21 protein-coding genes and 1 pseudogene are annotated in these 25,512 nt (G+C 75.2%); 9 read left to right on the top strand and 13 right to left on the bottom strand.

The genetic code is table 11. From position 1 onward, the window contains the following. Positions 1 to 15: 15 nt before the first annotated feature. The 6 genes from topA to GPA02_RS16325 all read right to left on the bottom strand — a co-directional run bounded on the left by topA (position 16) and on the right by GPA02_RS16325 (position 8,485). Positions 16 to 2,721 carry a type I DNA topoisomerase gene (gene topA / locus GPA02_RS16350; RefSeq protein WP_156201513.1) on the bottom strand — a complete coding sequence of 902 codons (2,706 nt, stop codon included), beginning with the start codon at positions 2,719 to 2,721 and terminating at the stop codon, positions 16 to 18. 249 nt (positions 2,722 to 2,970) lie between these two features. After that, positions 2,971 to 3,921 carry a phosphatase PAP2 family protein gene (locus GPA02_RS16345; RefSeq protein ID WP_156201512.1) on the bottom strand — a complete coding sequence of 317 codons (951 nt, stop codon included), beginning with the start codon at positions 3,919 to 3,921 and terminating at the stop codon, positions 2,971 to 2,973. 146 nt (positions 3,922 to 4,067) lie between these two features. Further along, positions 4,068 to 5,582, bottom strand: a complete 1,515-nt coding sequence (locus tag GPA02_RS16340; protein ID WP_156201511.1) for a DUF7059 domain-containing protein — start codon at positions 5,580 to 5,582, stop codon at positions 4,068 to 4,070. Between the two features lie 26 nt (positions 5,583 to 5,608). Then, on the bottom strand, positions 5,609 to 6,274 hold the full coding sequence (locus GPA02_RS16335; protein ID WP_156201510.1) for a YdeI/OmpD-associated family protein: 666 nt from the start codon (positions 6,272 to 6,274) through the stop codon (positions 5,609 to 5,611). Between the two features lie 172 nt (positions 6,275 to 6,446). Then, positions 6,447 to 8,123: a SulP family inorganic anion transporter gene (locus GPA02_RS16330; protein WP_156201509.1), complete on the bottom strand. Its 1,677-nt coding sequence runs from the start codon at positions 8,121 to 8,123 to the stop codon at positions 6,447 to 6,449. Continuing rightward, positions 8,120 to 8,485 (bottom strand): ArsR/SmtB family transcription factor, encoded by a 366-nt coding sequence (locus GPA02_RS16325; RefSeq protein WP_156201508.1) that lies wholly within the window; start codon positions 8,483 to 8,485, stop codon positions 8,120 to 8,122. Before GPA02_RS16325 ends, GPA02_RS16330 begins: the two co-directional genes overlap by 4 nt. 167 nt (positions 8,486 to 8,652) lie before the next feature. Between GPA02_RS16325 and GPA02_RS16320 the strand changes: the two genes are divergently transcribed. After that, the gene (locus GPA02_RS16320) at positions 8,653 to 9,990 is read left to right on the top strand and encodes an MFS transporter (RefSeq protein ID WP_156201507.1); all 1,338 of its coding nucleotides are present in this window, start codon (positions 8,653 to 8,655) and stop codon (positions 9,988 to 9,990) included. Positions 9,991 to 10,066: 76 nt separating this feature from the next. On the opposite strand, the gene GPA02_RS16315 is transcribed toward GPA02_RS16320, so the two are convergent. Both GPA02_RS16315 and GPA02_RS16310 read right to left on the bottom strand, forming a co-directional pair. Beyond that, positions 10,067 to 11,338, bottom strand: a complete 1,272-nt coding sequence (locus GPA02_RS16315; RefSeq protein WP_156201506.1) for an MFS transporter — start codon at positions 11,336 to 11,338, stop codon at positions 10,067 to 10,069. 178 nt (positions 11,339 to 11,516) lie between these two features. Beyond that, a complete protein-coding gene (locus GPA02_RS16310) occupies positions 11,517 to 13,820 on the bottom strand; it encodes a sodium-translocating pyrophosphatase (protein ID WP_156201505.1) in 2,304 nt (767 codons plus the stop codon). Between the two features lie 335 nt (positions 13,821 to 14,155). Between GPA02_RS16310 and GPA02_RS16305 the strand changes: the two genes are divergently transcribed. The 3 genes from GPA02_RS16305 to GPA02_RS16295 all read left to right on the top strand — a co-directional run bounded on the left by GPA02_RS16305 (position 14,156) and on the right by GPA02_RS16295 (position 17,409). Continuing rightward, positions 14,156 to 15,166 (top strand): Gfo/Idh/MocA family protein, encoded by a 1,011-nt coding sequence (locus GPA02_RS16305; protein WP_156201504.1) that lies wholly within the window; start codon positions 14,156 to 14,158, stop codon positions 15,164 to 15,166. Further along, positions 15,163 to 16,176, top strand: coding sequence for a Gfo/Idh/MocA family protein (locus tag GPA02_RS16300; protein WP_156201503.1), 1,014 nt, complete (start codon positions 15,163 to 15,165; stop codon positions 16,174 to 16,176). Before GPA02_RS16305 ends, GPA02_RS16300 begins: the two co-directional genes overlap by 4 nt. Positions 16,177 to 16,413: 237 nt before the next feature. After that, entirely contained in the window at positions 16,414 to 17,409 is a 996-nt protein-coding gene (locus GPA02_RS16295; RefSeq protein WP_156201502.1) for a serine hydrolase domain-containing protein, read from the top strand. Positions 17,410 to 17,416: 7 nt separating this feature from the next. Here GPA02_RS16295 and GPA02_RS19375 read toward each other — a convergent pair whose 3' ends face one another. Continuing rightward, positions 17,417 to 17,680, bottom strand: coding sequence for a hypothetical protein (locus tag GPA02_RS19375; protein WP_240134100.1), 264 nt, complete (start codon positions 17,678 to 17,680; stop codon positions 17,417 to 17,419). 124 nt (positions 17,681 to 17,804) lie between these two features. Between GPA02_RS19375 and GPA02_RS19370 the strand changes: the two genes are divergently transcribed. The 5 genes from GPA02_RS19370 (at position 17,805) to GPA02_RS16270 (ending at position 23,891) form a co-directional block, all read left to right on the top strand. After that, a complete protein-coding gene (locus tag GPA02_RS19370; RefSeq protein WP_240134099.1) occupies positions 17,805 to 18,359 on the top strand; it encodes a sigma-70 family RNA polymerase sigma factor in 555 nt (184 codons plus the stop codon). Then, complete coding sequence (locus GPA02_RS16285; protein ID WP_156201500.1) at positions 18,356 to 19,546, top strand: hypothetical protein; 1,191 nt, start codon at positions 18,356 to 18,358, stop codon at positions 19,544 to 19,546. Before GPA02_RS19370 ends, GPA02_RS16285 begins: the two co-directional genes overlap by 4 nt. Before the next feature lie 75 nt (positions 19,547 to 19,621). Continuing rightward, positions 19,622 to 20,278: a hypothetical protein gene (locus tag GPA02_RS16280; protein ID WP_156201499.1), complete on the top strand. Its 657-nt coding sequence runs from the start codon at positions 19,622 to 19,624 to the stop codon at positions 20,276 to 20,278. A gap of 95 nt (positions 20,279 to 20,373) precedes the next feature. Continuing rightward, positions 20,374 to 22,845 carry a DEAD/DEAH box helicase gene (locus tag GPA02_RS16275; protein WP_156201498.1) on the top strand — a complete coding sequence of 824 codons (2,472 nt, stop codon included), beginning with the start codon at positions 20,374 to 20,376 and terminating at the stop codon, positions 22,843 to 22,845. Positions 22,846 to 22,901: 56 nt separating this feature from the next. Next, positions 22,902 to 23,891: an LLM class F420-dependent oxidoreductase gene (locus tag GPA02_RS16270; RefSeq protein WP_156201497.1), complete on the top strand. Its 990-nt coding sequence runs from the start codon at positions 22,902 to 22,904 to the stop codon at positions 23,889 to 23,891. A gap of 166 nt (positions 23,892 to 24,057) precedes the next feature. Here GPA02_RS16270 and GPA02_RS16265 read toward each other — a convergent pair whose 3' ends face one another. The 4 genes and pseudogenes from GPA02_RS16265 to GPA02_RS18860 form a co-directional block, all read right to left on the bottom strand. Beyond that, positions 24,058 to 24,438: an Rv3654c family TadE-like protein gene (locus GPA02_RS16265; protein ID WP_156201496.1), complete on the bottom strand. Its 381-nt coding sequence runs from the start codon at positions 24,436 to 24,438 to the stop codon at positions 24,058 to 24,060. Continuing rightward, entirely contained in the window at positions 24,435 to 24,836 is a 402-nt protein-coding gene (locus GPA02_RS16260; RefSeq protein ID WP_156201495.1) for a TadE family type IV pilus minor pilin, read from the bottom strand. The genes GPA02_RS16265 and GPA02_RS16260 overlap by 4 nt, the downstream gene beginning before the upstream one ends. Before the next feature lies 1 nt (position 24,837). Beyond that, on the bottom strand, positions 24,838 to 25,053 hold the full coding sequence (locus GPA02_RS16255; protein WP_156201494.1) for a DUF4244 domain-containing protein: 216 nt from the start codon (positions 25,051 to 25,053) through the stop codon (positions 24,838 to 24,840). 178 nt (positions 25,054 to 25,231) lie between these two features. Beyond that, positions 25,232 to 25,512: pseudogene (locus tag GPA02_RS18860) on the bottom strand (type II secretion system F family protein); the annotation flags it as partial.

Below are 25,512 nucleotides of genomic sequence, written 5' to 3'. Positions count from 1 at the left end.
CCGCGAGGCCGTCCGTCAGCTCGTGGTGGCGGTCTTCCGCGTGCCGCGGCCGCGAGCGGGCCGCTTCGCGGGACCCGCGGCGCGCTTCTCGGCGAGGAGCTCGTAGGCACGCTCCTTGGTGAGCGTCTCCAGCGGGTCCGACTTGCGCAGGGTCGCGTTGGTCTCGCCGTCGGTCACGTACGGGCCGAACCGGCCGTCCTTGACGACGACGGGCCTGCCCGAGACCGGGTCCTCACCCAGCTCCAGCAGCGGCGGGCGGGCGGTGCCGGCGCCGCGGCCGCGCTTGGGCTGGGCGTAGATCGCGAGCGCCTCCTCGAGCGTGATGTCGAAGATCTGCTGCTCGTTCTCCAGGCTGCGCGAGTCCGACCCCTTCTTGAGGTACGGCCCGTAGCGCCCGTTCTGCGCCGTGATCTCGACCTCCTTGGCGTCCTCGCCCTCGCCCTCGGTCACGGTCCCGACGACGCGGGGCAGCGACAGCAGCTTGAGCGCGGTCTCCAGGTCGATGGTCTCGACCGACATGTCCTTGAACAGCGAGGCCGTGCGCGGCTTCGGCTTCGCGGCCTTGCCCTTCCCCTTGCCCTTGGCGGGCTTCTCGGCCTCGTCGGCCTCGGGGAGGATCTCGGTGACGTAGGGCCCGAAGCGTCCGTTCTTGACGACGATCTCGTGACCGGTGGCGGGGTCGGTGCCGAGCGGTCGGCCGTCGTCACCGGTGGTGGCGGCCTCGGCCATCAGCTCGCGGGCGCGCTCGGGGGTGAGCTCGTCGGGTGCGAGGTCCTCGGGGACGCTCGCGCGGGTGGCGGGCTCGCCGTCGGGCACCGGCACCTCGAGGTAGGGCCCGTAGCGCCCCACCCGCAGCACGATGCCGTCACCCAGCGGGATCGAGTTGACCTCGCGGGCGTCGATGTCGCCGGCGTCGGCCACGAGGTCCTTGAGGCCCTCCTTGCCGTCGCGGCCGAAGTAGAACCCGGTCAGCCACTCGACCCGGTCGCGCTCGCCCTGGGCGATCGCGTCGAGGTCGGCCTCCATCTCCGCGGTGAAGTCGTAGTCGACGAGCCGCGGGTAGTTCTGCTCGAGCAGCCGGATGACGGCGAACGCCAGCCAGGTCGGCACCAGCGCCTGGCCGCGCCGGTCGACGTAGCCGCGCTCGGTGATGACGGAGATCGTCGAGGCGTAGGTGCTCGGCCGGCCGATCCCCCGCTCCTCCAGCGCCTTGACGAGGCTCGCCTCGGTGTAGCGCGGCGGCGGCGAGGTCTCGTGCCCCTCGGCGGTGATCTCCTCGGCCGCGAGCGCGTCGCCCTCGGAGACGTCGGGCAGCCGGGTCTCGGCGTCGTTGCTGTCGCCGTAGCGCTCGACGTCGCGACCCTCCTCGTACGCGGCGAGGAAGCCGCGGAAGGTGATGACGGTGCCCGAGGCGCCGAAGACGGCGTCACGGCCGTCGGAGGTCGTCGCCCCCAGGCGGATCGTCGCCGTCGAGCCGCGCGCGTCGGCCATCTGGGAGGCGACGGTGCGCTTCCAGATCAGCTCGTACAGCTTGAACTGGTCGCCCGCGAGCTCGCGCGCCACCTGACCCGGGGTGCGGAACGAGTCACCGGCGGGACGGATCGCCTCGTGCGCCTCCTGCGCGCCCTTGGCGGCCTTGCCGTAGACGCGCGGCTTCTCCGGGATGTACTCGGCGCCGTACAGCTCGGTCGCCTGCCGGCGCGCGGCCGCGACGGCCTGCCCCGACAGCGCCGAGGAGTCGGTGCGCATGTACGTGATGTAGCCGTTCTCGTACAGCGTCTGCGCGGTGCGCATCGTCTGGTTGGAGCTCCACCGCAGCTTGCGGGAGGCCTCCTGCTGCAGGGTCGACGTCGTGAACGGCGCGGCCGGGCGGCGCGTGTACGGCTTGGTCTCGACCGAGCGCACGGCGAACGCGGCGCCGTCGAGCGCACCGACCAGCGCGGTCGCCGACGCCTCGTCGAGCGCGACGACCTCCTCGCCGCTGCGCGGCCGGCGCAGCGTGCCGTCGTCGGCGAAGTCACGGCCCTGGGCGACGCGGGCGCCGTCGAGCGTGACGAGACGGGCCGGGAACGCGGGCGAGCCGTCGTGGCTGAACTGCCCGCGGAGGTCCCAGTAGGACGCCTTGCGGAACGCCATCCGCTCGCGCTCGCGGTCGACGACCAGCCGGGTCGCGACCGACTGCACGCGGCCGGCCGAGAGCCCCTGCCGGACCTTGCGCCACAGCACCGGGGAGATCTCGTAGCCGTAGAGGCGGTCGAGGATGCGGCGGGTCTCCTGGGCGTCGACGAGCCGCTCGTCGATCTCGCGGGTCGCCTCCAGCGCGCGCTGGATCGCCTCGCGGGTGATCTCGTGGAAGACCATCCGCTTGACCGGCACCTTGGGCTTGAGCACCTCGAGCAGGTGCCACGCGATCGCCTCGCCCTCGCGGTCCTCGTCGGTGGCGAGGTAGAGCTCGTCGGCGTCCTTGAGGAGCTTCTTGAGCTCGGCGACCTTCTTCTTCTTGTCCGGGTAGACGACGTAGTAGGGCTCGAAGCCGCCCTCGACGTCGACCGCGAACTTCTTGAACGGGCCCTTCTTCATCTCCGCGGGCAGCTCGGAGGGCTGCGGGAGGTCCCGGATGTGGCCGACGCTCGCCTCGACGTCGAAGTCCGGGCCCAGGTATCCCGCGATCGTGCGGGCCTTGGCCGGCGACTCGACGATGACGAGCTTGCGTCCTGCCACGCCAGATCCTCCTCCCCGGTGCCCTGTGCGACCGGTTGGTTCGACTCCCGACGGCGGCGCACCCCTGTCCCGGACGTCGGCTCCGGGCGCCTACGAGCGGGCAGCGTACCCGAGGCCGCGGTCTGGACCTCGGCCGGCCCTCACGGGGGCGGTGCCGTCGGCACCAGGGTCGCACGTCCGCAGGCGTGCGACGAACCGGCCACCGGGGTGGGGCGAGCGGAACGCCGCGGCCCGGCCCTGGGCTGGGGTTCAGACCGGCTCGGTCCGAGGCGCCGGGTGGTGCGGGCGCAGCCGCAGCATCAGGGCCTGCAGACCGCACGCGACCGCGGCGACACCGAGCACCGAGCCGGCGAACGCGACCTGCTCGCCGAGGTCGGTGCCGACCGGCACCCGCAGCGCGGTCGCCGCGAGCGCCCCCATCCCCAGCCCGCCGCACAGGCCGCCGAGCACCGTGAGGACGCGCAGCACCGGCCGCACGAGCCGGCCCGCCGTGCGCGACCGCGCGCCCGGGCCGCCGTCGCGCTCGGTCAGCCAGGCGAGCACGGCCTCGACGAGGAAGTACCAGGCGGACGCGATCAGCATCGCCGCCACGACGTCGGAGCCGCGGTGCCAGGCCGTGGTGTCCACGCCGATCATCGTCGAGATCCCCAGCGCGGCCGAGACGAGGGTCCCGAGCAGCGCGATCGCGGCGCGCCAGCCCACCGGCGCCACGAGCAGCGCGGTCACGGCGATCGAGGCGGCGACGGTCGCGTGCCCCGACGGGAAGGAGTTCATCACGAGCGAGGACACCCCGAGCGACGGCCGCTCGAGGGAGGCCTGCAGCACCTGGGTGGTGACGTTCGCGCCCACCAGCACGACGATCGCGGCGACCGCGATCGACCACCGGCGCTGCGCGAGCGCGACGAGCACCGCGGCCGCGACCACGAGCACGAGGAACGGCACCGACACGACGCCGAGCAGCAGGCTGGTGACGTCCGAGAACCGGTCCCGCGCGCCCTCCGAGCCCAGCCGGGCGGCCTCCTCGACCAGCTGCCCGCGGCGCGTCGTCTCGAACGCCCGCCACGTCAGCACCGTCAGCACCACGCACAGCAGCGACGCCAGCGCCGGCGCCAGCACACCCGGGGGCAGCGCGGCCCGACGGGCGCGGGCCGGCGGCTCCTGCTCCCCGGCGCGCCCGGTCACGACGTCGTGCTCGCTCACGCCGTCACCGTATCCGTTCGGCGGGGCGTCGGGCGCCGCTGCGCGCGTGCGCATCTACGACGTCCCGCTCCGCCGCCACCGCAGGCGCCGCAGGCGCCCGTGTCTTTCACCCCACTCCTGCCCCCTCTGGCGGTGGGTTGAAACCGTCAGGGGGTGGTGAGGGCGAGCTGGCCGTCGACCAGCAGGTCGCGCAGAGCGGGCAGCACCGAGGCCCGGACGTCGCCGACCGGCAGGTCGAGGACGGCCGCGACACCGCCGGTGATCTGGCCGAGGGTGAGCTCGCCGTCGCACGCCCCGACGACCGCGGCGAGCAGGGTGTCCGCGCGCACGACGCGCTGGAACCCGGCGCCCTGCCGCAGCAGGATCACCGTGGGGTCGGGGTCGCCCGGGCGCAGGTGCCGCTCCTCGGTGACGTCGGGCGCGACGACCGGAGCGAGGTCGAGCATCGCCTCCTCGCCCAGCCGGGCGAGCAGGTCACCGACGCGCAGCGCCGTGGCGACCCGCTCCCCCAGGGCGGGCCCGACCGGGCCGGTCAGCTCCTCGAGCCGGTGCCGCCGCGGCCCGACGTCGGCGGCGGGACGGCGCAGCACCAGGTAGCCGAACCCGACGGCCTCGACGTCGCGCGCGGCGAGGTCGGCCATCCACGCCTCGGCGGCCGCCTCCCAGGTGGCCCGGTCGCGCTCGGGCGTCAGGCCGCCGTCGCGCAGCCAGGTCTCGGCGTAGTGCGCGGGGTCGAGCACCTCCCGCTGCACGACCCAGCCGTCCAGCCCGCTCTCGTCGAGCCAGTCGCGCACGCGCTCGGTCCACGTCTCGCCGCGGCGGATCTCCCAGTTGCCGAGCATCTGGGCCAGCCCGCCCGGCGCGAGCGCGTCGCCGACGGTCGTCACGAGCTCGCGCAGCAGGTCGTCGCCGCCGCGGCCGCCGTCGCGGTAGGTGTAGGTCGCCAGCTCGCCGGTGCGCGGGCTGATGACGAAGGGCGGGTTGGACACCACGAGGTCGAACACCTCGCCCATCACCGGCTCGAGCAGCGAGCCGGCCCGCCAGTCGACGTCGATGCCCGCGAGGGCGGCGTTGAGGCGTGCGTAGGCGAGCGCCCGTGCCGAGACGTCGGTGCCGACCACCGTGCCCGCGTGGTCGGCGAGCAGCAGCGCCTGCACGCCGCAGCCGGTGCCGAGGTCGAGCGCGCGGCCTGCCGGCTCGCGCACCGTGAGCTCGGCCAGCGTCCGGGACGCGCCGCCCAGCCCCAGCACGTGGTCGGGCGCGACCGGGCGGCCCGTCGTCGAGGAGTCCGGGTCCGACGCCAGCCAGAGCGCGCGGTCGCCGACCTCCACCGGCCGCACGTCGACCTCGCCGCGAGCGACGGCGCCGTCGGTCGTGACGAGCCCGAGCCGCTGCGCCCCCTCGAGCCCGAGGGTCGGCAGCACCGCCTCCGCCTCGGCCACCGGCACCGGGTCGCCGAACGTGAGCAGCCGGGCGAGCGTGGCCGCGGGGTCGTCGCTGGCGCGGGCTGCGAGCGTGGCGGGCAGGGCGTTCTCGCGCTCCAGCGCCGCGACCGCGACGGGGCCGAGGACGTCGGCGAGGTGCTCGACGTCGTACCGGGCGGTCTCGAGATCGGCCCGCAGCCGCTCGACGAGGGCTGGGTCGGTGCGCGGCTCTCCCACGCCGCCACCCTAGTGAGGAGGTCGCGTCAGCCGCGGGCGGCCCGGGCCGCCTCGGCGGCGCGCTCGGCCCAGCGTGGCGTGTCGCCGTAACGCTGCGGCGGGATCAGCCGGCCGGCGGCGCAGTCGGCGACCAGCTGCGCGAGCCGGGAGGCCTGCGTCTGCTCCCGCTTGGCGTCGTTGAGCCAGTGGGTCGCCGCCCGGCGGTACGTCGGCGTGGCCGCCTCCCAGAACGCGAGCGCCGCCGGGTCCGCCGCGAGCGCGGCCGACTGCTCGGCGGTGAGGTCCACGCGCCCCTTCTCGTAGCTGTAGACGCCGGTGCGGTCGGGCCGACGCCGCTCGTAGGCGGCGATCCCCGCCGGGTGCATGCGGCCCTCCGCCAGCAGCCGCTCGACGTGGGCGACGTTGACCGCGCTCCACGTCGAGCCGGGCTTGCGCGGCGACCACCGCTGCCGGCGCGAGCCCTCGTCGATCCGCTGGCTGACGGAGTCGATCCAGCCGAAGCACAGCGCCTCCGGCACCGCCTCCTCCCACGTGAGACCGCGGTCGGGCACGTGCTTGGCGTACAGCCCCATCCAGAGCTCGGTGGCGGTGTCGTGGTTCGCCTCCAGCCAGGCGCGGAACTCCTCCGGGCCGCTGAAGAACACCGCGGGCCGTTCCGCGGTGCCGCCGGGGCGTCCGATCCCACGATCCATGAGCGTCCTTCCCTGGGTCGTCCGCGCGGCCCGGCCGCGGCTCCGCGAGCCGGGCACGGCGCGGCGCGCTCGTCGTCACGCCAGTGAAACCCGACTGGTGCGCCGACGCAACCGTGCGACCCGCGGGCACGGCACGACCCGGCGTGCGGCCGGTGCCGCACGGCCGTCCCGGTCAGGACGCCGACGGCACCTCCACCTCGCGCGCCGCCGCGGCCCGGCGCACGTGGCTGCGCGCGTGCTCGACGGCGTCGGCCAGGTCGTCGAAGAGGTGCCGCGGGTGCCGCAGCGCCGCGATCATCCCGGCCCGGCCGGCGACCAGCAGGTGGTGGGCCTGCACGCCCTTGACGAGCACGGTCACGCCTCGGCGGTCCAGCGCGGTGATCATGTCGGCCATGACCTGGGCGCCGGTGGCGTCGAGCAGCTGCAGCTGCGACATCCGCAGGATGACGACCTCGACGCCCTCGGTCGCCGCCACCCGGTCGAGCAGCCGCTCGGCTGTGCCGAAGAACAGCGCGCCCTCCAGCCGGAACAGCGCGATCCGGTCGTCGCCGTCGGCGACCGGGCCGGGGAGCTCCTCGCGGTGCACGCCGCTCGCCCGGCTGAGGCTGCGCAGCGCCAGCACCGCCGCGACCGCGATCCCGATGACGACCGCGTAGACGAGGTCGACGCTGATCGTGACCAGCGCCGTCAGCACGAAGACCAGCGCGTCGGAGCGCGAGGTGCGCAGCACCTGCACCACCGAGCGCCACGAGACCATCCGCGTCGCCGTCACGAGCAGCACGCCCGCGAGCGCCGCGAGCGGGATCTGCCCGACCACCCGCGCACCGACCAGCACGACCGCGAGCAGCACGAGGGCGTGCGTGATCGCCGCGAGCCTGGTGCGGGCACCCGAGCGCACGTTGACGGCGGTCCGCGCGATCGCGCCGGTCGCCGGCATGCCGCCGAACAGTCCCGACGCCACCGACGCCAGCCCTTGGCCGACCAGCTCGCGGTCGGCGTCGTAGCCGCCGGCGTCGGTCATCGACGAGGCCACCCGTGCCGAGAGCAGCGACTCGATCGCGGCGAGCGCCGCGACCGCGACGACCGGGCCGGCGAGCTCGCGGAGCAGGCCGAGGTCGACGTCGGGGAGCACGGGCGCGGGGAGCCCGGCGGGCAGCTCGCCGATCGTCGCGACCGGCAGCCCGGCGACGACGGCCACCAGCGTCGCGACCACGATCCCGACGACCGAGGCCGGGAACCGCGGTGCCAGGCGGGGCCCCAGCACCATCACGGCGACGACGATCGCGACCATCGCCAGCGCGGCCGCGGTCTCGGCCGGCCCCGCCCCGCCGACGGCCCCGAGCGCGGCGACCAGGGCGTTCTGCCCGGCGGGTGCGGTCGTCGCGAGCGCGGCCGGGATCTGCTGGCAGAAGATGATCGTCGCGATCCCGAGCGTGAACCCCTCGATGACCGGCCACGGGATCAGACCCACGGTGCGTCCCAGCCGCAGCACGCCCGCGAGCGCGACGAGCACGCCCGCGGCGAGGCAGACGAGCGCGAGCGAGCCCGGGCCGTGCGCGGCGAGGATCGGCGCCAGCACGACGACCATCGCGCCGGTCGGTCCCGACACCTGCACGTGGGAGCCGCCGAAGACGGCGGCGACGAGACCGGCGACGATCGCCGTCACCAGCCCGCTCTCGGCGCCCGCTCCGGCGCTGATGCCGAACGCGAGCGCGAGCGGCAGCGCGACGATGCCGACCGTGACGCCCGCGACCAGGTCGACGCCCCAGCTCTCCCGCAGGCCGCGGTAGTCGTCGCGGCCCGGCAGCAGCCGCGCGAGGCCGGCGGCCCTCGTGGTCGCGGCGGTCATCGGGCGCCGCCGTCGAGCCGGGGCAGCTCCTCGGCGCCGGCGAGCCGGTCGCGGCTGTCCTGCAGCATCGTCGCCAGCAGCGTCCGTGCGACCCGCAGCAGCTCCGCCACCTCCGGGTGCGCGAGCCGGTAGTAGACGAGCGACCCGCGGCGCTGCGCCGTCACGAGCATGAACCGCTTGAGGACGGCGAGGTGCTGGGAGAGGTTGGAGGCCTCGAGGCCGGTGTCGGCGAGGAGCTCGGCGACCGGCACCTCCTCGGCGGCGCTGAGGATCTCGAGGACGCGGATGCGGGCCGGGTGCGACAGGCCCTTGAAGAGGTTCGCCTTGACCTCGTAGAGCGGCGCGGAGGCGTCGGTGAGCACGGATCTCCTGGATTGATGGATTTCTCAATCCATCATACCCGCGAGCCGTCGATCGCGGCTGTGACGCTCGGCACCGGACCGTGCCACCGCGAGGACCGCCCGAGGCGCCGGGCGGCGGTGCGCGTGGCACGGCCGCCCGCGGGACCGCCAGGCCCTACGTTGTCGGCATGAGCAACGAGCCCGCTGCCGCGGTGCGCGACGAGGAGGTCGCACCGGTCCCCCGCAGCGTCATCCGCGCGTGGTCGTTGTGGGACTTCGGGCAGCAGTCCTTCAACACCGTCATCCTCACCTTCGTCTACACGGTCTACCTCACCTCGGCGGTGGCGTCGGACCCCGACCGGGGCGCCGCCGTCATCGCGAGCTGGCAGACCTGGGGCGGGCTCGCGATCGCGCTGCTGGCACCCGCGCTCGGCGTCGTGGCCGATCGGTCCGGCAAGACGCGGCCGCTGCTGATCGGCAGCACGGTGCTGACGATCGCGGCGATGGCGTCGCTGTGGTTCGTGCGTCCCGAGGACAGCTACCTCGCGCTCGGCGCGATCCTGCTGGCGGTCGCGACCGTGCTGTCGGAGCTCGCGGGAGCCTTCTACAACGGCCTGCTGGTGCGGATCACGACGCCGGAGACCTACGGGCGCGTCTCGGGCACCGCGTGGGGGCTGGGCTACATCGGCGGTGTCCTCGCGCTGCTGCTCGCGCTGTTCGGCTTCGTGCTCGACGGCGGCATGCTCGGCCTGCCGACGGACGACGGCGTCAACGTCCGCGGCGTCGCGCTCATGTGCGCGCTGTGGTTCCTCGCGTTCGGGCTGCCGCTCATCGTGCTGGCCCCGAAGGACCCGCCGCGGCCACCCGAGGTGCGGGTCAACGTCGTCACCGCCTACCGCGAGCTGGTCCGGCACGTCGTCGGCATGTGGCGACGCGACCGGGTGCGGCTGCACTTCTTCGTCGCGACCGCGGTCTACCGCGACGGCCTCGGCACCGTGTTCGCGGTCGCCGGCGTGCTCGCGGCCGCGGCCTACGGGATGACGCAGGAGGAGGTCATCTACTTCGGGCTCGCCGCGAACCTCGTGGCCGGCGTCAGCACCTGGTTCGCCGGGCGGCTCGACGACCGCTTCGGGCCGCGCCCCCTGATCATCGGCGCGCTGCTGGTCATCCTCGGCCTGGCCGCCGTCATCATCGTCAGCCCCGCGGTGGCGGTGTTCTGGGTCGGCGGTCTGGGCATCTCCGCGTGCGTCGGCCCGATCCAGTCGGCGACGCGGTCGATGCTCGCGCGGATGTCCGACGTCAACCGCGCGCAGGAGGACTTCGGCCTCTACGCGACCAGCGGCCGCGCCCTCGGCTTCCTCGGCCAGGCCGCGTTCGCGGGCTTCATCGTGCTGACCGGCCAGACCCGGCTCGGCACGATCGGCATCGCGCTCGTGCTGGTGGTCGGGCTGCTGCTGTTCCTGGCGCTGCGGTTCACCGAGCGCTGGCAGGAGCGGCAGCCGGCCGGCGCCCCCACCGCCCCCTGAGCTCTCAACCCACGTCTGCCCCCACCCGGGGTTTCAACCCACGTCTGCCCCCACGAGGCCGTGCCGTGCTGTGCACTCAGCCGTCGTCGGCCTCGTGGGCAGCACCGGGACCCTCGCCCTCCTCGATCCGGGCCGTGCGGACCGGCGAGAACAGCAGCGCCAGCACCGAGGCCGTGAACACGGCCGCGGCGACGAGCAGCGCCGCCACCTGACCGACCTGGACCGCGAGCAGACCCGCGAGCGGTGACACGACCACGACGACCGCGCGGTTGAGCGAGCGCATCGTCGTGTTGGTGCGCGCCTGCATGGCGTCGGGCGTGATCGCCTGCCGGTACGTCATCTCGTGCGAGTTGCTCGTCCCCAGCCCGACGCCGTGGAACGCCTGGCCGGCCGCGAGCACGACGGCGGCTCCGACGGCGGTGCCCGGCAACACCGCGGCCGCCGTCAGCAGCACCCCGAGCACGGTCGAGACGTGCGCCGCGATGATCGCGCCACCCGTGCCGAGCCGGCGACCGACCGCCGTCGAGGCGACGGCGCCGACGAGCGCACCCAGGCCGGCGACCGCCGTCACGACGCCGAAGACCGCCGCCGACAGCCCCAGCTGCCGCAGCGCGAACGGCGCGAGCACGACGACGAGCACGGCGTTCGCGGCGAACCAGAGATGGGTCGCGACCGCCAGTCGGCGCAGCCCCGAGGCGCCGTAGATCCACCGCACCCCCTCCGCCACCTCGCGGCGCAGCCGCCGCGCACCACCCCCGCGCGGGGATCCGGCGGGCTCCTCGGTGCGCAGCGTGAGCACCGCGACAGCGGAGACCAGGTAGCCGAGCGAGGCGGTCAGCAGCGCGAGCGGTGCGCCGACGGCGCGGGCCAGCACGCCACCGAGCGCGGGGCCGGCGGTCTGCGCGACGGCGTCGGCGCCGTCGATCCGCGCGTGCGCGCGCTGCAGCTGGCCGCGGGGCACGAGCCGCGGCAGGAACGACATCGACGCGGCGTCGTTGACCAGCGACGCCGCCCCGTAGGCGACGACCACCGCGAGCAGCAGCGGCAGCGTGAGGACGCCCGTGGCCCACGCGACCGGTACGAGCCCGAGCAGCAGCGCCCGCACCACGTCGGTGACGACCATGACCGGGCGGCGTCGCACCCGGTCGACGAGGGCGCCGACCACGAGCCCGAGCAGCAGGTACGGCAGCCAGCGCGCCGCGCTCAGCCAGCCGGTCTCGGTCGGGCCGCCGCCGAGGTCGAGCACGACGAGCGTCTGCAGCGCCAGCAGCGCCGCGTAGGTGCCGAGACCCGAGACGGCCTCGCCCGCCCAGAACCGCCGGAAGCCGGGCGGCGGGAAGGTCGTCATGCGCACAGCCTGCCCGACGGAGCGCCTCGAGCGGACCCGCCGGCGGAGCGCGCGCTCGGTCGCCGACGGCGGTCGGCCGGGACCCGGCGCGACGCGCTCGGCCGGCGTCGCAGCCCCCTGACGCACCACGACCGGCGCACCCTGCGGTGCGCCGGTCGTGGTGTGGAGCGTGGTCGGGTCAGGCGCTGGCGACCGCGTCGCGCTCGGCCTGCTCCTCGTTGATCGCGTCGGAGCGGATCGCCCGCACCCGGGAGGCGACGATCGCCGCCACCGCGACGACGGCGGCCACGACGGCGATCGCGATCCGCAGCACGTGGTTGCCGTCGATGCTGATCGCGACGACCGCGGGCGCGATGAGGACCGAGACCAGGTTCATCACCTTGATCAGCGGGTTGATCGCCGGGCCGGCGGTGTCCTTGAACGGGTCGCCGACCGTGTCGCCGATGACCGCGGCCGCGTGGGCGTCGGAGCCCTTGCCGCCGTGGTGGCCGTCCTCGACGATCTTCTTGGCGTTGTCCCAGGTGCCGCCGGAGTTCGCGAGGAACACGGCCATCAGCACGCCGCACGCGATCGCGCCGGCGAGGAAGCCCGCCAGCGGGGCGACGCCGAGACCGAAGCCCACCGCGATCGGCGCGAACGCCGCCAGCAGGCCCGGGGTGGCGAGCTCGCGCAGCGAGTCCTTGGTGCAGATGTCGACGACCTTGCCGTACTCGGGCCGGGTCTCTCCGGTCATGATGCCCGGGATCTCACGGAACTGGCGGCGCACCTCGAGCACGATCGCGCCGGCGGCCCGGGTGACGGCGTCGATCGCCAGTCCCGAGAACAGGAACACGACCGAGGCGCCGATGATGACGCCGACCAGCGTCACCGGCGAGATGACCTGGTAGCTGAACATCGCGGCGAGGATCTCGTCGGTGCCCGGCTGGCTGAGGAAGTCGCCCGCCGCGCCGACGACGGCGTCGTAGTAGGAGCCGAACAGCGCGGTCGCGGCGAGCACCGCCGTCGCGATCGCGATGCCCTTGGTGATCGCCTTGGTCGTGTTGCCGACGGCGTCGAGGTCGGTGAGGATCTGCGCGCCCTCCTCGTTGACGTCACCGCTCATCTCCGCGATGCCCTGCGCGTTGTCCGAGACCGGGCCGAAGGTGTCCATGGCGACGATGACGCCGACCGTGGTGAGGAGGCCGCAGCCCGCGAGCGCGATGAGGAACAGCGACACCCACAGGTTGCCGTCGGCCAGCAGGAACAGGCCGCACAGCGCGGCGCAGATGACGCCCGCGGTGTAGACCGCCGAGGAGAAGCCGACGCCGATGCCGGAGAGCACGGTCGTGGCGGCGCCGGTCCGGGTGGAGGCCGCCACCTGCAGCGTCGGGCGCTTGTTGGTGTCGGTGAAGTAGCCGGTGAGCCAGAGGATGACGCCGGCGAGGACGACACCGATGACGACGGCGAGCGCAGCGATGAGGCGCGGGTCGCTGGTGAGGCGCGTGACGTCGACCATGTCGCTGCCGGGCGTGACGTCGGCGAAGCTCGCCGGCAGGTAGACCAGCGCCGCGATCCCCGCGAGGACCGCGCCGACGACGGCGGAGATGTAGAAGCCGCGGTTGATCGCCCGCAGCCCGCTCTCGGCACCGCGGACCTTCGTGATGAACACGCCGAGCACCGCGACGAGCGCACCGATCGCGGTGACGATCAGCGGGAACACCAGGCCCTGCTCGCCCATCGTCGCCTTGCCGAGGATCAGCGCGGCGACGAGCGTGACGGCGTAGGACTCGAAGAGGTCGGCGGCCATGCCGGCGCAGTCGCCCACGTTGTCGCCGACGTTGTCGGCGATGGTGGCGGCGTTGCGCGGGTCGTCCTCGGGGATGTTCTGCTCGACCTTGCCGACGAGGTCGGCGCCGACGTCGGCGGCCTTGGTGAAGATGCCGCCGCCGACCCGCATGAACATCGCGAGCAGCGCGGCGCCGAAGCCGAAGCCCTCGAGGACGGCAGGTGCCTCCATGCGGAACAGCAGCACCACCGCGGCGGCACCGAGCAGGCCGAGACCGACGACCGCCATGCCGACGACGCCGCCGGTGCGGAACGCGATCCGCGCACCCTCGGCGCGCCCGCCGGGCTGGGTGGCCGCGGCCGCGACGCGCAGGTTGGCGCGGGTGGCCAGCCACATGCCGAGGTAGCCGATCGCGGCGGAGAAGGCCGCGCCGAACAGGAACGCGACCGACCGGCCGATCCTGATGCCGGCGTCGCCGGGCAGCAGGAACAGCAGACCGAAGACCAGCACGGCGAAGATCGCCAGGGTCTTGAACTGCCGGGTGAGGTACGCGCTCGCGCCCTCCTGGATCCCGGCCGCGATCGACTGCATGTTCGCAGTGCCCTCGCCGGCCGCCAGCACCTGTCGCCTCAGGATCGCTGAGATGACGAGAGCCGCGACGGCGACGAGGCCGATCAGCGCGACGATGACAAGACTGCTCGATCCGAGCGAGGGCATCCGTCCTCCATGACGTGGTGCGGCAGCGGTGCGGGTCGATCGGGTTGACCCGGACCTGCGGGGGAGTCTAGGCCACCGGCGACACGCCTCCGCGCACGCCTACGCGTGCGCCGGGCGCGCGCCGTGCCGCGCTGCACGGGGCCGGCCCGGCGGGGCGCGCCGGCGGTCGTGGACGGGCGGACGCGGTCGCGGCGGCCGGTGCTCGTCGCCGCGGTGCTCGGCGGTGCCGGACGTCGGCGCCGCCGCACCTGACCGACCGGCGAGCCGGACTGGACGGCGGCCGCGAGGATGTGATCGGTTACGCGTGTCGTCGATCGCTCAGCGAGGAGTTCCAGGTGCCGAACCCAGCAGGTCCGCCGGCGAGCACGACCGTCGCGCTCGTCGGGGCAGGAGGGATCGCGGGCGTGCACCTGCAGGCGTGGCTCGCCCTCGGGGCCGACGTGCGCGTGTACTCCCACGCCAGCGCCGCGCGGCTCGTCGCCGAGGTCGGCGGCGGTACCGTCGTCGACAGTCTCGAGGAGGCGCTCGACGGCGCGACGATCGCCGACGTCGTCACGCCCACCTTTACGCACGCCGACCTCGTGGGAAGCGCCGCCGAGGCGGGCTGCCAGGTGATCTGCGAGAAGCCGCTGGCGCGGTCGGTCGCGCAGGCGCACCAGATGGTCGCGGCCTGCGAGGCCGCCGGGGTCCGGCTCTACCCGGCGCACGTGGTGCGGTTCTTCCCCGAGTACGCCGCCGCGCACGCCCATGTCGCCGCCGGCGGGGTCGGCACGGTCGCGGTGCAGCGGTTCTCGCGGGCAGGGTCGCGGCCCGAGCGGGACTGGTTCGCCGACCGCGCGCTCAGCGGCGGCATCGTGGCCGACCAGATGATCCACGACCTCGACATCGCCCGCTGGACCGCCGGGGACGTCACGCGCGTGTTCGCCCGCGAGGTCAGCACGCCCGACGGCGAGGCCCGCCGCGGCGTCGTCAGCGCGCAGGTCGTGCTCACCCACGCCGGCGGCGCGCTCAGCTACGTCACCGGGACCTGGGCGGCGCCGGGCAGCGAGTTCCGCACCAAGTTCGAGATCGCCGGCACCGACGGTCTGGTCCACCACGACTCGGCGCGCCACGCCGCGCTGCGGATCGACGGCGGCAGCGCGGGCGCCTCGCGCGGCCTGCTGCCCGGCGGCTCCTTCATGGAGAGCCCCTACCTCACCCAGCTGCGCGAGCTCGCGCTCGCCTGCACCGGCGGCCCCGAGCCGCGCGTCACCGCGCGCGACGGCGTCGAGGCGGTGCGGCTCGCGGAGGCCGCGGCCATGTCGCTGGAGACCGGCCGCGCGATCGACCTGGAGGACGTCCGATGAGCACGCTGCGGATCGGGTTGGTCTCGTTCGCCCACACCCACGCCACCTCCTACGCCCGCGCGCTGCTGGCCACACCGGGCGTCGAGGTGCTCGCGACCGACCCCGACCACGCCGAGCGCGCGGGCGAGTCCGGCGGTCCGGCGATGGCGCGCGAGCTCGGGCTCGACTACGCCGAGGACCTCGAGACCCTGCTGGCGTGGCGACCCGACGCCGTCGTCATCTGCTCGGAGAACACGCGGCACCGCTCCTACACCGAGCGCTGCGCGGCGGCCGGTGCGCACGTGCTGTGCGAGAAGCCGCTCGCGACCTCGGTCGCCGACGCCGAGGCGATGGTGGCGGCGTGCGAGGCCGCCGGGGTGTTCCTCATGGTCGCGTTCCCGGTGCGGTTCCACCCGGCGTTCGCGGCGCTGCGCGACGCCGTCGCCGCGGGCGACCTCGGCACGGTCGCCGCGGTCTCGGGCACCAACAACGGCAAGCTGCCCGCCGGGCGGGCGTGGTTCACCGACCCGGCGCTGGCGGGCGGCGGCGCCATGACCGACCACACCGTGCACGTCGCCGACCTCATGGACGCGCTGCTCGACGGCGTCCCGCCCGTCGGGGTGTACGCCCAGGCCAACCGGCTGCTGCACCCCGAGGCCGCGGTCGAGACCGGCGGCCTGGTGTCGATCGAGTACGCCAACGGCGTCGTCGCGACCGTCGACTGCTCGTGGTCGAAGCCCGACGACTACCCCACCTGGGGCGGGCTCACGCTGCACGTCGTCGGCTCCGAGGGGCAGGCCGACCTGGACGCGTTCGGCGACCGGGTCGACGGGTTCACGACCGGCCGCGGTCAGACCTGGCTGTCCTACGGCGAGGACCTGGACGCGCTGCTGGTCGCCGAGCTGGTCGACGCGCTGCGCACCGGCCGCCGCCCGCAGCCGGACGGCGCGGTCGGCGTGCGAACGACGAGGGTCGTCGAGGCCGCGTACGCCTCCGCACGCTCCGGCCAGCCGGTGCGGCTCGATCCCTGACATCTCAACCCACTTCTGCCCCCTCACGAGGTTTCAACCCACTCCTGCCCCCGTCCTGAACGGAGCCGGTCGGCGCTGAGACGGGGATCGCGGGCAGAGCCGGGCTGGCCCCCGTCGTGAGGGCAGACATGGGTTGGCACCCGCCCTGGGGCAGAAGTGGGTTGAGACCTGTTCTGCGGACAGCAGTGGGGTGAAAACGGGTGGGCGGCCGGTGGCTCGGGCGTCTAGCGTGCGGCGATGAGCACCGCCGCCGCACTGGACGCGACCGCCGAGAAGACCAGGTTCGCCGGCGTCGTCGCCGTGCTCGGCGGCGAGGAGGAGATGGTGCGGCCCTACGGGCTCGCGCACCGCAGCACCAGCACCCCGGTCACCGCCGACACCCGGTTCGCGATCGCGTCGGGGTCGAAGGGCATGACGGCGCTCGTGGTCGCCTCGCTCGTCGAGTCCGGTGCGCTGACCCTCGACACCCACGTGCGCGAGCTGCTGGGCGAGGACCTCCCGCTCGTCGACGACGCCGTCACGGTGCGGCACCTGCTCACCCACACCTCCGGGATCGGCGACTACCTCGACGAGGACCAGCTCGAGATCGACGACTACGTGCTGCGCCGGCCGGTGCAGGAGTACCTCACGACGTCGGCGTTCCTCGGCGACCTCGACGGCCACCCGCAGGCGTTCACGCCCGGTGAGCGGTTCGTCTACTGCAACGGGGGCTTCCTCGTGCTCGCGCTCGTCGCCGAGCGGGCCTCCGGGCGCGGCTACCACGACCTGGTGCACGACGTCGTGCTGGCACCGGCCGGCATGACCGACTCGGGGTTCTTCCGCTCCGACCGGCTCCCGCCGCGCACCGCGACCGGTTACCTGAGCGAGGACGACGACGCGATCACCAACGTCTTCCACCTGCCGATCCTCGGCAACGGCGACGGCGGGATGTACGCGACCGCGGCCGACATGCACCGCTTCTGGACGGCGCTGCTCGCCGGCAGGATCGTCTCGCCCGCGACGGTCGAGCGGATGATCTCGGTCCAGGTCGAGGTGCCGGACCATCCCTCCGACTACGGGCTCGGGTTCTGGCTGCGCCCCGGCGCGGACGGCGACGCGGACCCGCAGCTGGTCGGTGAGGACGCCGGCGCGTCGTTCATCAGCCGGCACGACCGCAGCGAGGGCGTCACCCGCACGGTGCTGTCGAGCACCCCCGAGGGCGCCTCGCAGATGTGGGAGACGCTGCTCGACTGAGGCCGGGTCAGGCCGGGAAGCCAGCCCCCTGGTGGAAGAACAGGGCGTGCTGGCAGCGCTCGCAGATGCGGATCGTGAACGTGTGGGACGCCATCCCCCACATCGTGCTCATCCGCCCCTCCGCCTCGCGGAAGCCCCCGTGCCCGCACACGACGGGGCAGCGCAGCCCGCCGCCCTGGCCGGGAGCCGGGCCGACCGGCGGCTGCGGCACGGGGTCCGGGGAGCCCCACGGCGGGACCGACGCGTCCTCGGGGTACGGCGGTGTCGTCACGCAGCCATCCTGCCGACGCGGGCGCGCCGGAGCGAGGTCCGCGGCCGGTCACCTCTGCCCACCCAACGATTCGTCGTCGCCGAGCGTCGTGAGGGGTGAACAATCGAGAGGTCCAGGAGGTGCCGTGCGGGACGACACGCTCGCCGAGCTCGTCCGCGACCGGGGCGCGGCGCTGCTCAAGCACGCCACGCTGCTGGCCGGCACCCGGCGTGGCGCCGAGGATCTCGTGCAGGACGCGCTCGTCAAGGTGTTCGCGGCGCGCCGCGGGCGTGTCCGTGACCTCGACAGCCTCGAGGGGTACGTGCGCCGCACGATCACGACCCTGTTCCTCGACTCCTACCGCCGCCACCGCCGCTGGGTGAAGGTGCGCCACATGCTCGCCGACCCCGCCACCGAGCCGCCCGACGAGGACGTCGCGCGCGCCGTCGACGTCACCGCGGCACTGCGGCGGCTCACGCCGCGGGAACGGGCGTGCGTCGTGCTGCGCTACTACGCCGACCTCAGCGTGCCGCAGATCGCCGAGGAGCTCGGGCTCGCGCAGGGCACGGTCAAGCGCTACCTCTCCGACGCCGCGCACACGCTCGCCGCGGCGCTCGGCGCCCCCGCCCCCGCTCCCCCGCCCGTCGCCGCACCGCCACCCGCCGGCGGCCTCGAACGGACCCGTGAGGACATCGCATGAGCACCGACCTCGGCACGCTGCTCGGCCGCGCGGCCGACGACCTCGTCCCCGAGCCGTTCCCGCTCGAGGAGCGTCTCGACGACGTCCGGCGCCGTGTGCGACGGCGCCGCGCGGTCCGCCGGGTGCAGGCGGGCGCGGGCGCGCTCGTCGGGGTGACCGCGCTCGGCTCGCTCGCCGCGCTGCTCGCCCCGGAGCTCGGACCCGGCCCGGCGGGACCGGCCGCCGTCTGCGGCGAGCCGATCGGCGCCGTCCTCCCCGAGGCCGGCCCGGTCGACGGGTTCGCGACGCTGCAGACCGCCGACGGCACGAGCGTCACGGTGCGTACCCAGCTGGAGAACCCGACCGGCGACGACGTCACGACCACGGGCGACGTCACGCTGCTGGTGTCCCTGCACGGCACCGGGCACGTGGTCGGGCACGCCGTCGCGCCCGCGCAGCCGACCACGGTCGCGGCAGGGACGTCGGGCGACCTCGTCACCACCGTGCCGCTCGCCGCCTGCGGGTTCGCAGGCGCGGCGGCCGGCGACCCGCTCCCCGACGGCACCTACGACCTCACCCTCACCGGCACCGCGGTCACCGACACCGGCGAGCAGGTGCCTTGGACCGCCGCGACCGCGGGCATCCGGGTCACCGACGGCGCGATCGGCGACCTGGCCGTGCCGGACCCGGGACCGACGGCGGACGGCACGTTCGCGCCGGTCTGCGGCGCGATGGTCCCCGCGGTCCCGGAGAGCGACCTGTGGGCGACGCTCGCCGCTCCCGCGGCGTCGTTCTCGCCGGCCGAGCCCGACGCCCCCTACGACGGCGGCATGCCGCTGGACGTCACGCTCGGCACGACCGCGCCGGAACCGGTGGCGGGTGAGCTGTCGCCCGAGGTGGTCGTCGTGCTCACCGATCGCGACGGCGTCGTCGTCACCTGGTGGCGTGCCTCCGAGCACGGCCGCCCGCTCGACCTCGGGCCGGCGGTGGAGCTGCCCGCCGAGGGCAGCCAGGCGTTCCCGGGCTTCGCGTGGTTCCCGGTCGTCGACGACTGCGCCGGCGGCGCGCCGGTCGCCGACGGCGACTACCGGCTGCTCACCTGGCTGTCGGTCACGGTCCAGGACGGCGAGGGCGGCGTCGAGCACCGGCCCGTCCTGAGCGCACCGCTCGACGTCACGGTCGGGACGGGCGTGATGACGCAGCTGTAGCGGGCAGATCTTCCCTGGTCCGCGGCCCCACGCCGTGCGTACCGTCGCGGCGTCGGCCGGCGAGAGGGGACGGACATGGGCACGGTGACGACCGGCACGGGGCCGCGCCGCCCGCTCGGTGGTCGCGCGGCGTCCTTCGCCGCGGCGGCCCTCGCCATGAGCGTGCTGACCGCCTGCTGGCCGTGGAGCGCACCGGTCGGCGAGCCGGCGACGCCCGAGCCGGTCAGCACGAGCCCGGCACCGGTGGACCCCGACCTTCTCGCCGTCACCGCGCAGCGGTGCGGGACCACCGAGCCGGCGCCGTCGGAGCCCTCCGCGGACTTCCCGGCCGACCTCACCCGGAGCACGACCCTGCTGCCCGACGGCATGACGACGGCGCTCGGGATCACGGTGAGCGCCGAGGCCGACCACGGTGAGCACGCCGTCCGCGTCGAGCACGCGCAGGGAACGGTGACCGACGCGGACGGCGTCGTGGCCGGCGTCGTCGTCGCGCTGACGGTGCCGGGCTCGCACGCCGCGAGAACGGCGTCCCTGTCCGCACCGGTGTACCTGACGCTCGGCAGCTGCCCGGACGACGGCGCCGCGCTCGGCGACCCGCTGCCGGACGGGCGCTACCGGCTCATCCTCCACGGGTACGTCGAGGCCACCGACCACGACCACGCCGAGGCCGAGCACTGGGTGACGCCCGCGCTGCCGCTCGAGGTCGCCGACGGCGAGATCCTCCCCGAGTAGCCCGCCGCGGGCACCGGGCCCGCGCGGCGGCCTGCCGTGCCGCCGGCGGGGCGGCCGGTTCCGGCGACGTCGCCGGGGCGGCGCACAATGGCGGGGTGACGCGGACGGTCGAGGAGCGCGGCACCGCGGAGGCGACGCTCCGGGTGCTGCTCACCGGCGACCGCGAGCGCGACTGCCTCGTGCACCTCCAGCACGTGCCACCGCGCCCGGCGGTGCACGGCACCTGGCCGGCGTGGGCCGACCCGGACCTGGTGGCCGGCTACCGCGGCCGCGGCGTCGAGCTGCCCTGGCAGCACCAGACCGAGGCCGCCGAGCACGCCTGGTCGGGGCGGCACGTGGTGCTCGCGACCGCGACCGGGTCCGGCAAGTCGCTGCCCGCGTGGCTGGCCGCCGTCACCGCGACCCGGTCCGCGCGGCGCACCGGCCGGCTGTCCGACGTCGCCCGCCGCCCGACCACGCTCTACCTCAGCCCGACCAAGGCGCTCGCCGCCGACCAGCTGCACGGGCTGCAGGAGCTGCTGGCGGCCGCCGGCGTCCGCGACGTGCGGGCCACCACGGTCGACGGCGACACCGGGCTCGACGAGCGGGACTGGGCCCGCGCCCACGCCGACGTCGTGCTCAGCAACCCCGACTTCCTGCACTTCTCGCTGCTGCCGAACCATCGCCGGTGGCAGCGGCTGCTGCGCGGGCTGCGGTTCGTCGTCGTCGACGAGTGCCACGCCTACCGCGGCGTCATGGGTGCGCACGTGGCGTTGGTGCTGCGGCGGCTGCTCCGGCTCGCCGATCACTACGGCGCGCAGCCGACCGCGATCCTCGCGTCCGCGACGACAGGCGACCCGGCCGGGACCGCGGCCCGGCTGCTCGGGGTGCCGGTCGACGACGTCGCCCCGGTCACCGCCGACGGCTCGCCCGCCGGGCGGCGGACCGTGGCCCTGTGGCAGCCGCCGCTGGCCGACGGCGTCGAGGACGACCTCGTCGAGGGCGGCGAGGACGAGGACACGATCGCGGGCACCCCGGACGCGCCGCGCCGCTCGACGCTGGCGGAGGTGGCCGACCTGCTGTCCGACCTGGTGCGCGCGCGACGGCGCACGCTCGCGTTCGTGCGGTCGCGCCTGGGCGCCGAGGTGATCGCCGACCACGCGCGGCACCGGCTGAGCCCGGGCTGGCGCGCCCCGGGCAGCCGCGACACCGACACGGCCGACGCCGAGGACGGCACCGACGCGGCGCCCGCCCCGGGTCGCGACGTCGTCGCCGCCTACCGTGGCGGCTACCTGCCGGAGGAGCGCCGGGAGCTGGAGCAGCGGCTGCGCAGCGGCGACCTGCTCGCGCTGGCCTCGACGAACGCGCTCGAGCTCGGCGTCGACATCGCCGGGCTGGACGCCGTGCTGATCGCCGGCTGGCCGGGCACCCGGGTGTCGTTGTGGCAGCAGGTCGGCCGGGCCGGGCGCGCGGGCGCGGAAGGGCTGGCGGTGCTGGTGGCCTCCGACGACCCGCTCGACAGCTACCTGCTGCGGCACCCGGAGGCGATCTTCGACGCCGGTGTGGAAGCGACCGCGTTCGACCCGGGCAACCCGTACGTGCTGGCGCCGCACCTGTGCGCGGCCGCGGGCGAGCTGCCGCTGACCGAGCGCGACCTGGGCCGGTTCGGCCTGCCGGACGGTGCGCTGCTGGACGAGCTGGTCGCGCGCGGGCTGCTGCGGCGCCGCGGGGTGTGCTGGTACTGGAACTACGACCGCCCGGAGACCCCGCAGAGCCTCACCGACCTGCGCGGCGGCACCGACGTCGTCGTCCCGGTGGTCGAGGAGGAGACCGGCGCGGTGGTGGGGACGGTCGACGGCGGCCGGGCCGACGCCGTCGTGCACGAGGGGGCGATCTACACCCACCAGGGCCGCACCTACCGGGTGACCTCCTACCGCGACGACGTCGCGCTGGTGGTCGCGGAGCGGCCGCCGTACCGCACCCGGGCGCGCGCGGAGCGCAACGTCCGGGTGCTCGGGGTGAAGGACTCGGTGGCGTGGGGCCCGGTGACGTGGCACGTCGGCGCGATCGAGGTGACCTCGCGGGTGGTGGGCTACGACCGGCGCCGGCTGCCGGGGCTGGACCTCATCGGCTCCTACCCGCTGGACCTGCCGGAGCGGGTGCGGCGCACGACCGCGGTGTGGTGGACGGTCGAGGCCGAGGCGCTCGTCGACGCCGGCATCGGGCCGGGTGAGACACCCGGTGCGCTGCACGCGGCGGAGCACGCGAGCATCGGGCTGCTGCCGCTGATCGCGACGTGCGACCGGTGGGACATCGGCGGGCTGTCGACGGCGCTGCACGCCGACACGTTCATGCCGACCGTGTTCGTCTACGACGGCTACCCGGGCGGCGCGGGCTTCGCCGAGCGCGGCTACGCGGCCGCCACCTCCTGGGTGCGGGCGACACGCGACGCGGTGGCCTCGTGCCCGTGCCGCGACGGCTGCCCGTCGTGCGTGCAGTCGCCCAAGTGCGGCAACGGCAACAACCCGCTCAGCAAGCGCGGCGCCCGCGTCGTGCTCGACCTCCTGCTGGCGCACGCGCCGCGCTGAGGCGGCCCGCACGCCCGGCTGGACGGGGCGGGGGTCGCGTGCCCTAGGCTCGCCCCGTGCGACTCGGGATCTTCGTTCCTCAGGGCTGGCGTCTCGATCTGGTGGGTATCCCGCCGGAGGAGCACTGGGCCACCATGCGGCGCTTCGCGGAGCAGGCGGAGGCCGGTCCGTGGGAGTCGGTGTGGGTGTACGACCACTTCCACACCACGCCCGAGCCGAGCGAGGAGGCCACGCACGAGGCCTGGACGCTGATGGCCGCGCTCGCCGCGGTCACCGACCGGGTCCGGCTCGGCCAGATGTGCACGTGCATGGGCTACCGGAACCCGGCGTACCTCGCGAAGGTCGCCGCGACGGTCGACATCGTCTCCGGTGGTCGCACCGAGATGGGGATCGGCGGCGGCTGGTACGAGCACGAGTGGCGCGCCTACGGCTACGGGTTCCCGCGCGCCGGGGTCCGGCTGGCGCAGCTGGACGAGGGCGTGCAGATCATGAAGCAGGCCTGGGAGACCGGGACCGCGACGCTGCACGGCGAGCAGTACCAGGTCGACGGCGCGATCGTGCGCCCGCTGCCGCTGCAGCGGCCCGGCATCCCGCTGTGGATCGCCGGCGGCGGCGAGAAGGTCACGCTGAAGATCGCGGCGAGGTACGCCCAGTACACGAACTACGCGGGCGGCGACGTCGAGGTGTTCCGCGCCAAGAGCGACCTGCTCCGCGGCCACTGCGAGAACGTCGGCACCGACTACGACGCGATCGTGCGCTCGACGAACCTCAACGTGATCGTGGGCGAGTCCGCCGCCGACGTCGAGGCACGGATCACGCGCGTGGCGCAGCGTCTCGCCGGGACGCTCGGCGACGCGAGGGCCGCCGAGGTCGTCGAGCAGTGGCGCGGCAGCGGCGTCTTCGGGACGCCCGCCCAGGTGGCCGAGCGCCTCTCCGAGCTGCGCGAGGCGGGCTGCGAGTACACGATCTTCTACTTCCCCGAGGCCGCCTACGACCGCAGCGGCATCGAGCTCGTCGAGCGCGAGGTCGCTCCGGCGCTCGGCTGAGGGACCGGGGCGCGGCTCCGCGTCGGGCGGCGCGCTCGACGGCGCTGCGCTGCCCGTGCGGTGCGCTCGTCCGACCTCCGCTGCTCGCGCGGTGCGCTGGTCCGACCTCTGCTGCTCGGATGGTGCGCTCGGGTGACGCCCGCCGCCCGCTGCCTGACCGGACCGCTCACCGGACCGGCCCTGCGCGTGCGTGCGCGGCCGCCACGACCGACCAGCCCGGCAGCGGACGGGCCGTGACGCTGGCCGCCACCTCGACAAAGCCGCCGGGGAGCTCAGCACACCTGCTCAGCACCGCGCCGTTCGATGCGACCACGGTGGCTGCGACCGCGCACGGGTCCGGGCCACCGGGTCGCGCGGCCACGTCGGCGCCGGACAGCGCCGCGAGATCGGCCGCCGTCTGCGCGGTGCCGCGAGCGTCCGCGGCACGCACGAGCGCGACCAGACCGACCGCGAACGTCAGCGCCACCGCGACGACCGCGAGCAGCAGCACCGTGACCGAGCCGCGGTCGCGGCTCCGTCCACCGCCTGACGAGCGCCGCGCGGTCATGGCTCGCCCGGCTCGACCGGCACCGTGGCCTCGGCGCGTGCGGTCAGCGCGCCCGCGCCCAGCCACCCGAGCGAGACCGGACGGCTGACGACGACCCGCACCCAGCCGCCCGCGGTGCTGGCCGTCACCTCGGCCGTCTCGCCCGCCAGCTCGAGGGCGATCGCCTGCACCGCGGCCGCGTCCTCCCCGAGCGCGGCGGCACGCGCAGCGGCCCTGGCCGCGTCGCCGCACCGCAGCTGCGCGAGCGCGGCCGAGCCCACCACGAGCACGACGACGAGGACGAGCACGACCGCCGGGAGCGCGACGGCGAGCTCCGCCGTCGCCGACCCGCGCTCGCGCGGTGACGTGACCCCCGCGCGACGAGCGCGGCGGCCCGTGCGGCTCCCGACGGTCGCCACCTCAGCCGCCGACCGACAGCGCGTCCTGCACGATGCCGAGCAGCAGCGAGCGGACCTGCTCGCTGCGCAGGATCACCAGCAGCAACCCGGCGAACCCGACCGCGGCAAGCGTGCCGATGGCGTACTCCGCCGTCGCCATGCCGGCCTCCGCGCGGCGGCGCAGGAGCCGCCACCGGGCGCCGAGCCCACGGGCCCGGCGGAGGAGTCGTCGATTCATGCGTGACCTCCTTCTCGTGTCGCGGCACGTCCCTCGCACCGCGGACCTCGAGCCTGCGGCGACGGCACCGGTCGCCGCCCGGGGCGTCGACCCCTGCTGTGGACGGGACGGCAACGGCGTGCGCCTGTGGACACCGTCAGGCGAGCGGTCGCCGCGTCGCTGGCGCGACCGGCAGCCGTCACCGCCACAGCTGCAGCCCGGCGGAGAGCAGCAGCGGCACCAGCCCGAGCAGCACGAACGCGGGCAGCAGGCACAGCCCCAGCGGGAGCACGAGCCGCACACCGAGCCGCGCGGCCGCCTCGCGCGCCCGCGCCTGCCGGCCGCGCCGGATCGACTCGGCGGCGTGCCGCAGCAGCGGCTCCGGGTCGACGCCGTCGCGCCAGGCCGGCGCCAGCGCGCTCGACACGGCGCACGGCTGCGGCCACGCCTCCTCCCCGGGTGCGCCGAGGCGCAGCGCCC

The sequence above is a fragment of the Actinotalea caeni genome, from assembly GCF_009733795.1.
Classification (GTDB): Bacteria; Actinomycetota; Actinomycetes; order Actinomycetales; family Beutenbergiaceae; genus Pseudactinotalea; species Pseudactinotalea caeni.
This window is presented reverse-complemented; position numbering and strand designations above follow the sequence as displayed.

Coding starts and splice junctions, on each gene's coding strand:
- GPA02_RS16335 (WP_156201510.1), bottom strand. CDS start 6,274: ATGGATCGTGGGATCGGACGCCCCGGCGGCACCGCGGAACGGCCCGCG.
- GPA02_RS16330 (WP_156201509.1), bottom strand. CDS start 8,123: ATGACCGCCGCGACCACGAGGGCCGCCGGCCTCGCGCGGCTGCTGCCG.
- GPA02_RS16320 (WP_156201507.1), top strand. CDS start 8,653: ATGAGCAACGAGCCCGCTGCCGCGGTGCGCGACGAGGAGGTCGCACCG.
- GPA02_RS16315 (WP_156201506.1), bottom strand. CDS start 11,338: ATGACGACCTTCCCGCCGCCCGGCTTCCGGCGGTTCTGGGCGGGCGAG.
- GPA02_RS16310 (WP_156201505.1), bottom strand. CDS start 13,820: ATGCCCTCGCTCGGATCGAGCAGTCTTGTCATCGTCGCGCTGATCGGC.
- GPA02_RS16300 (WP_156201503.1), top strand. CDS start 15,163: ATGAGCACGCTGCGGATCGGGTTGGTCTCGTTCGCCCACACCCACGCC.
- GPA02_RS16295 (WP_156201502.1), top strand. CDS start 16,414: ATGAGCACCGCCGCCGCACTGGACGCGACCGCCGAGAAGACCAGGTTC.
- GPA02_RS16285 (WP_156201500.1), top strand. CDS start 18,356: ATGAGCACCGACCTCGGCACGCTGCTCGGCCGCGCGGCCGACGACCTC.
- GPA02_RS16280 (WP_156201499.1), top strand. CDS start 19,622: ATGGGCACGGTGACGACCGGCACGGGGCCGCGCCGCCCGCTCGGTGGT.
- GPA02_RS16265 (WP_156201496.1), bottom strand. CDS start 24,438: ATGACCGCGCGGCGCTCGTCAGGCGGTGGACGGAGCCGCGACCGCGGC.
- GPA02_RS16255 (WP_156201494.1), bottom strand. CDS start 25,053: ATGAATCGACGACTCCTCCGCCGGGCCCGTGGGCTCGGCGCCCGGTGG.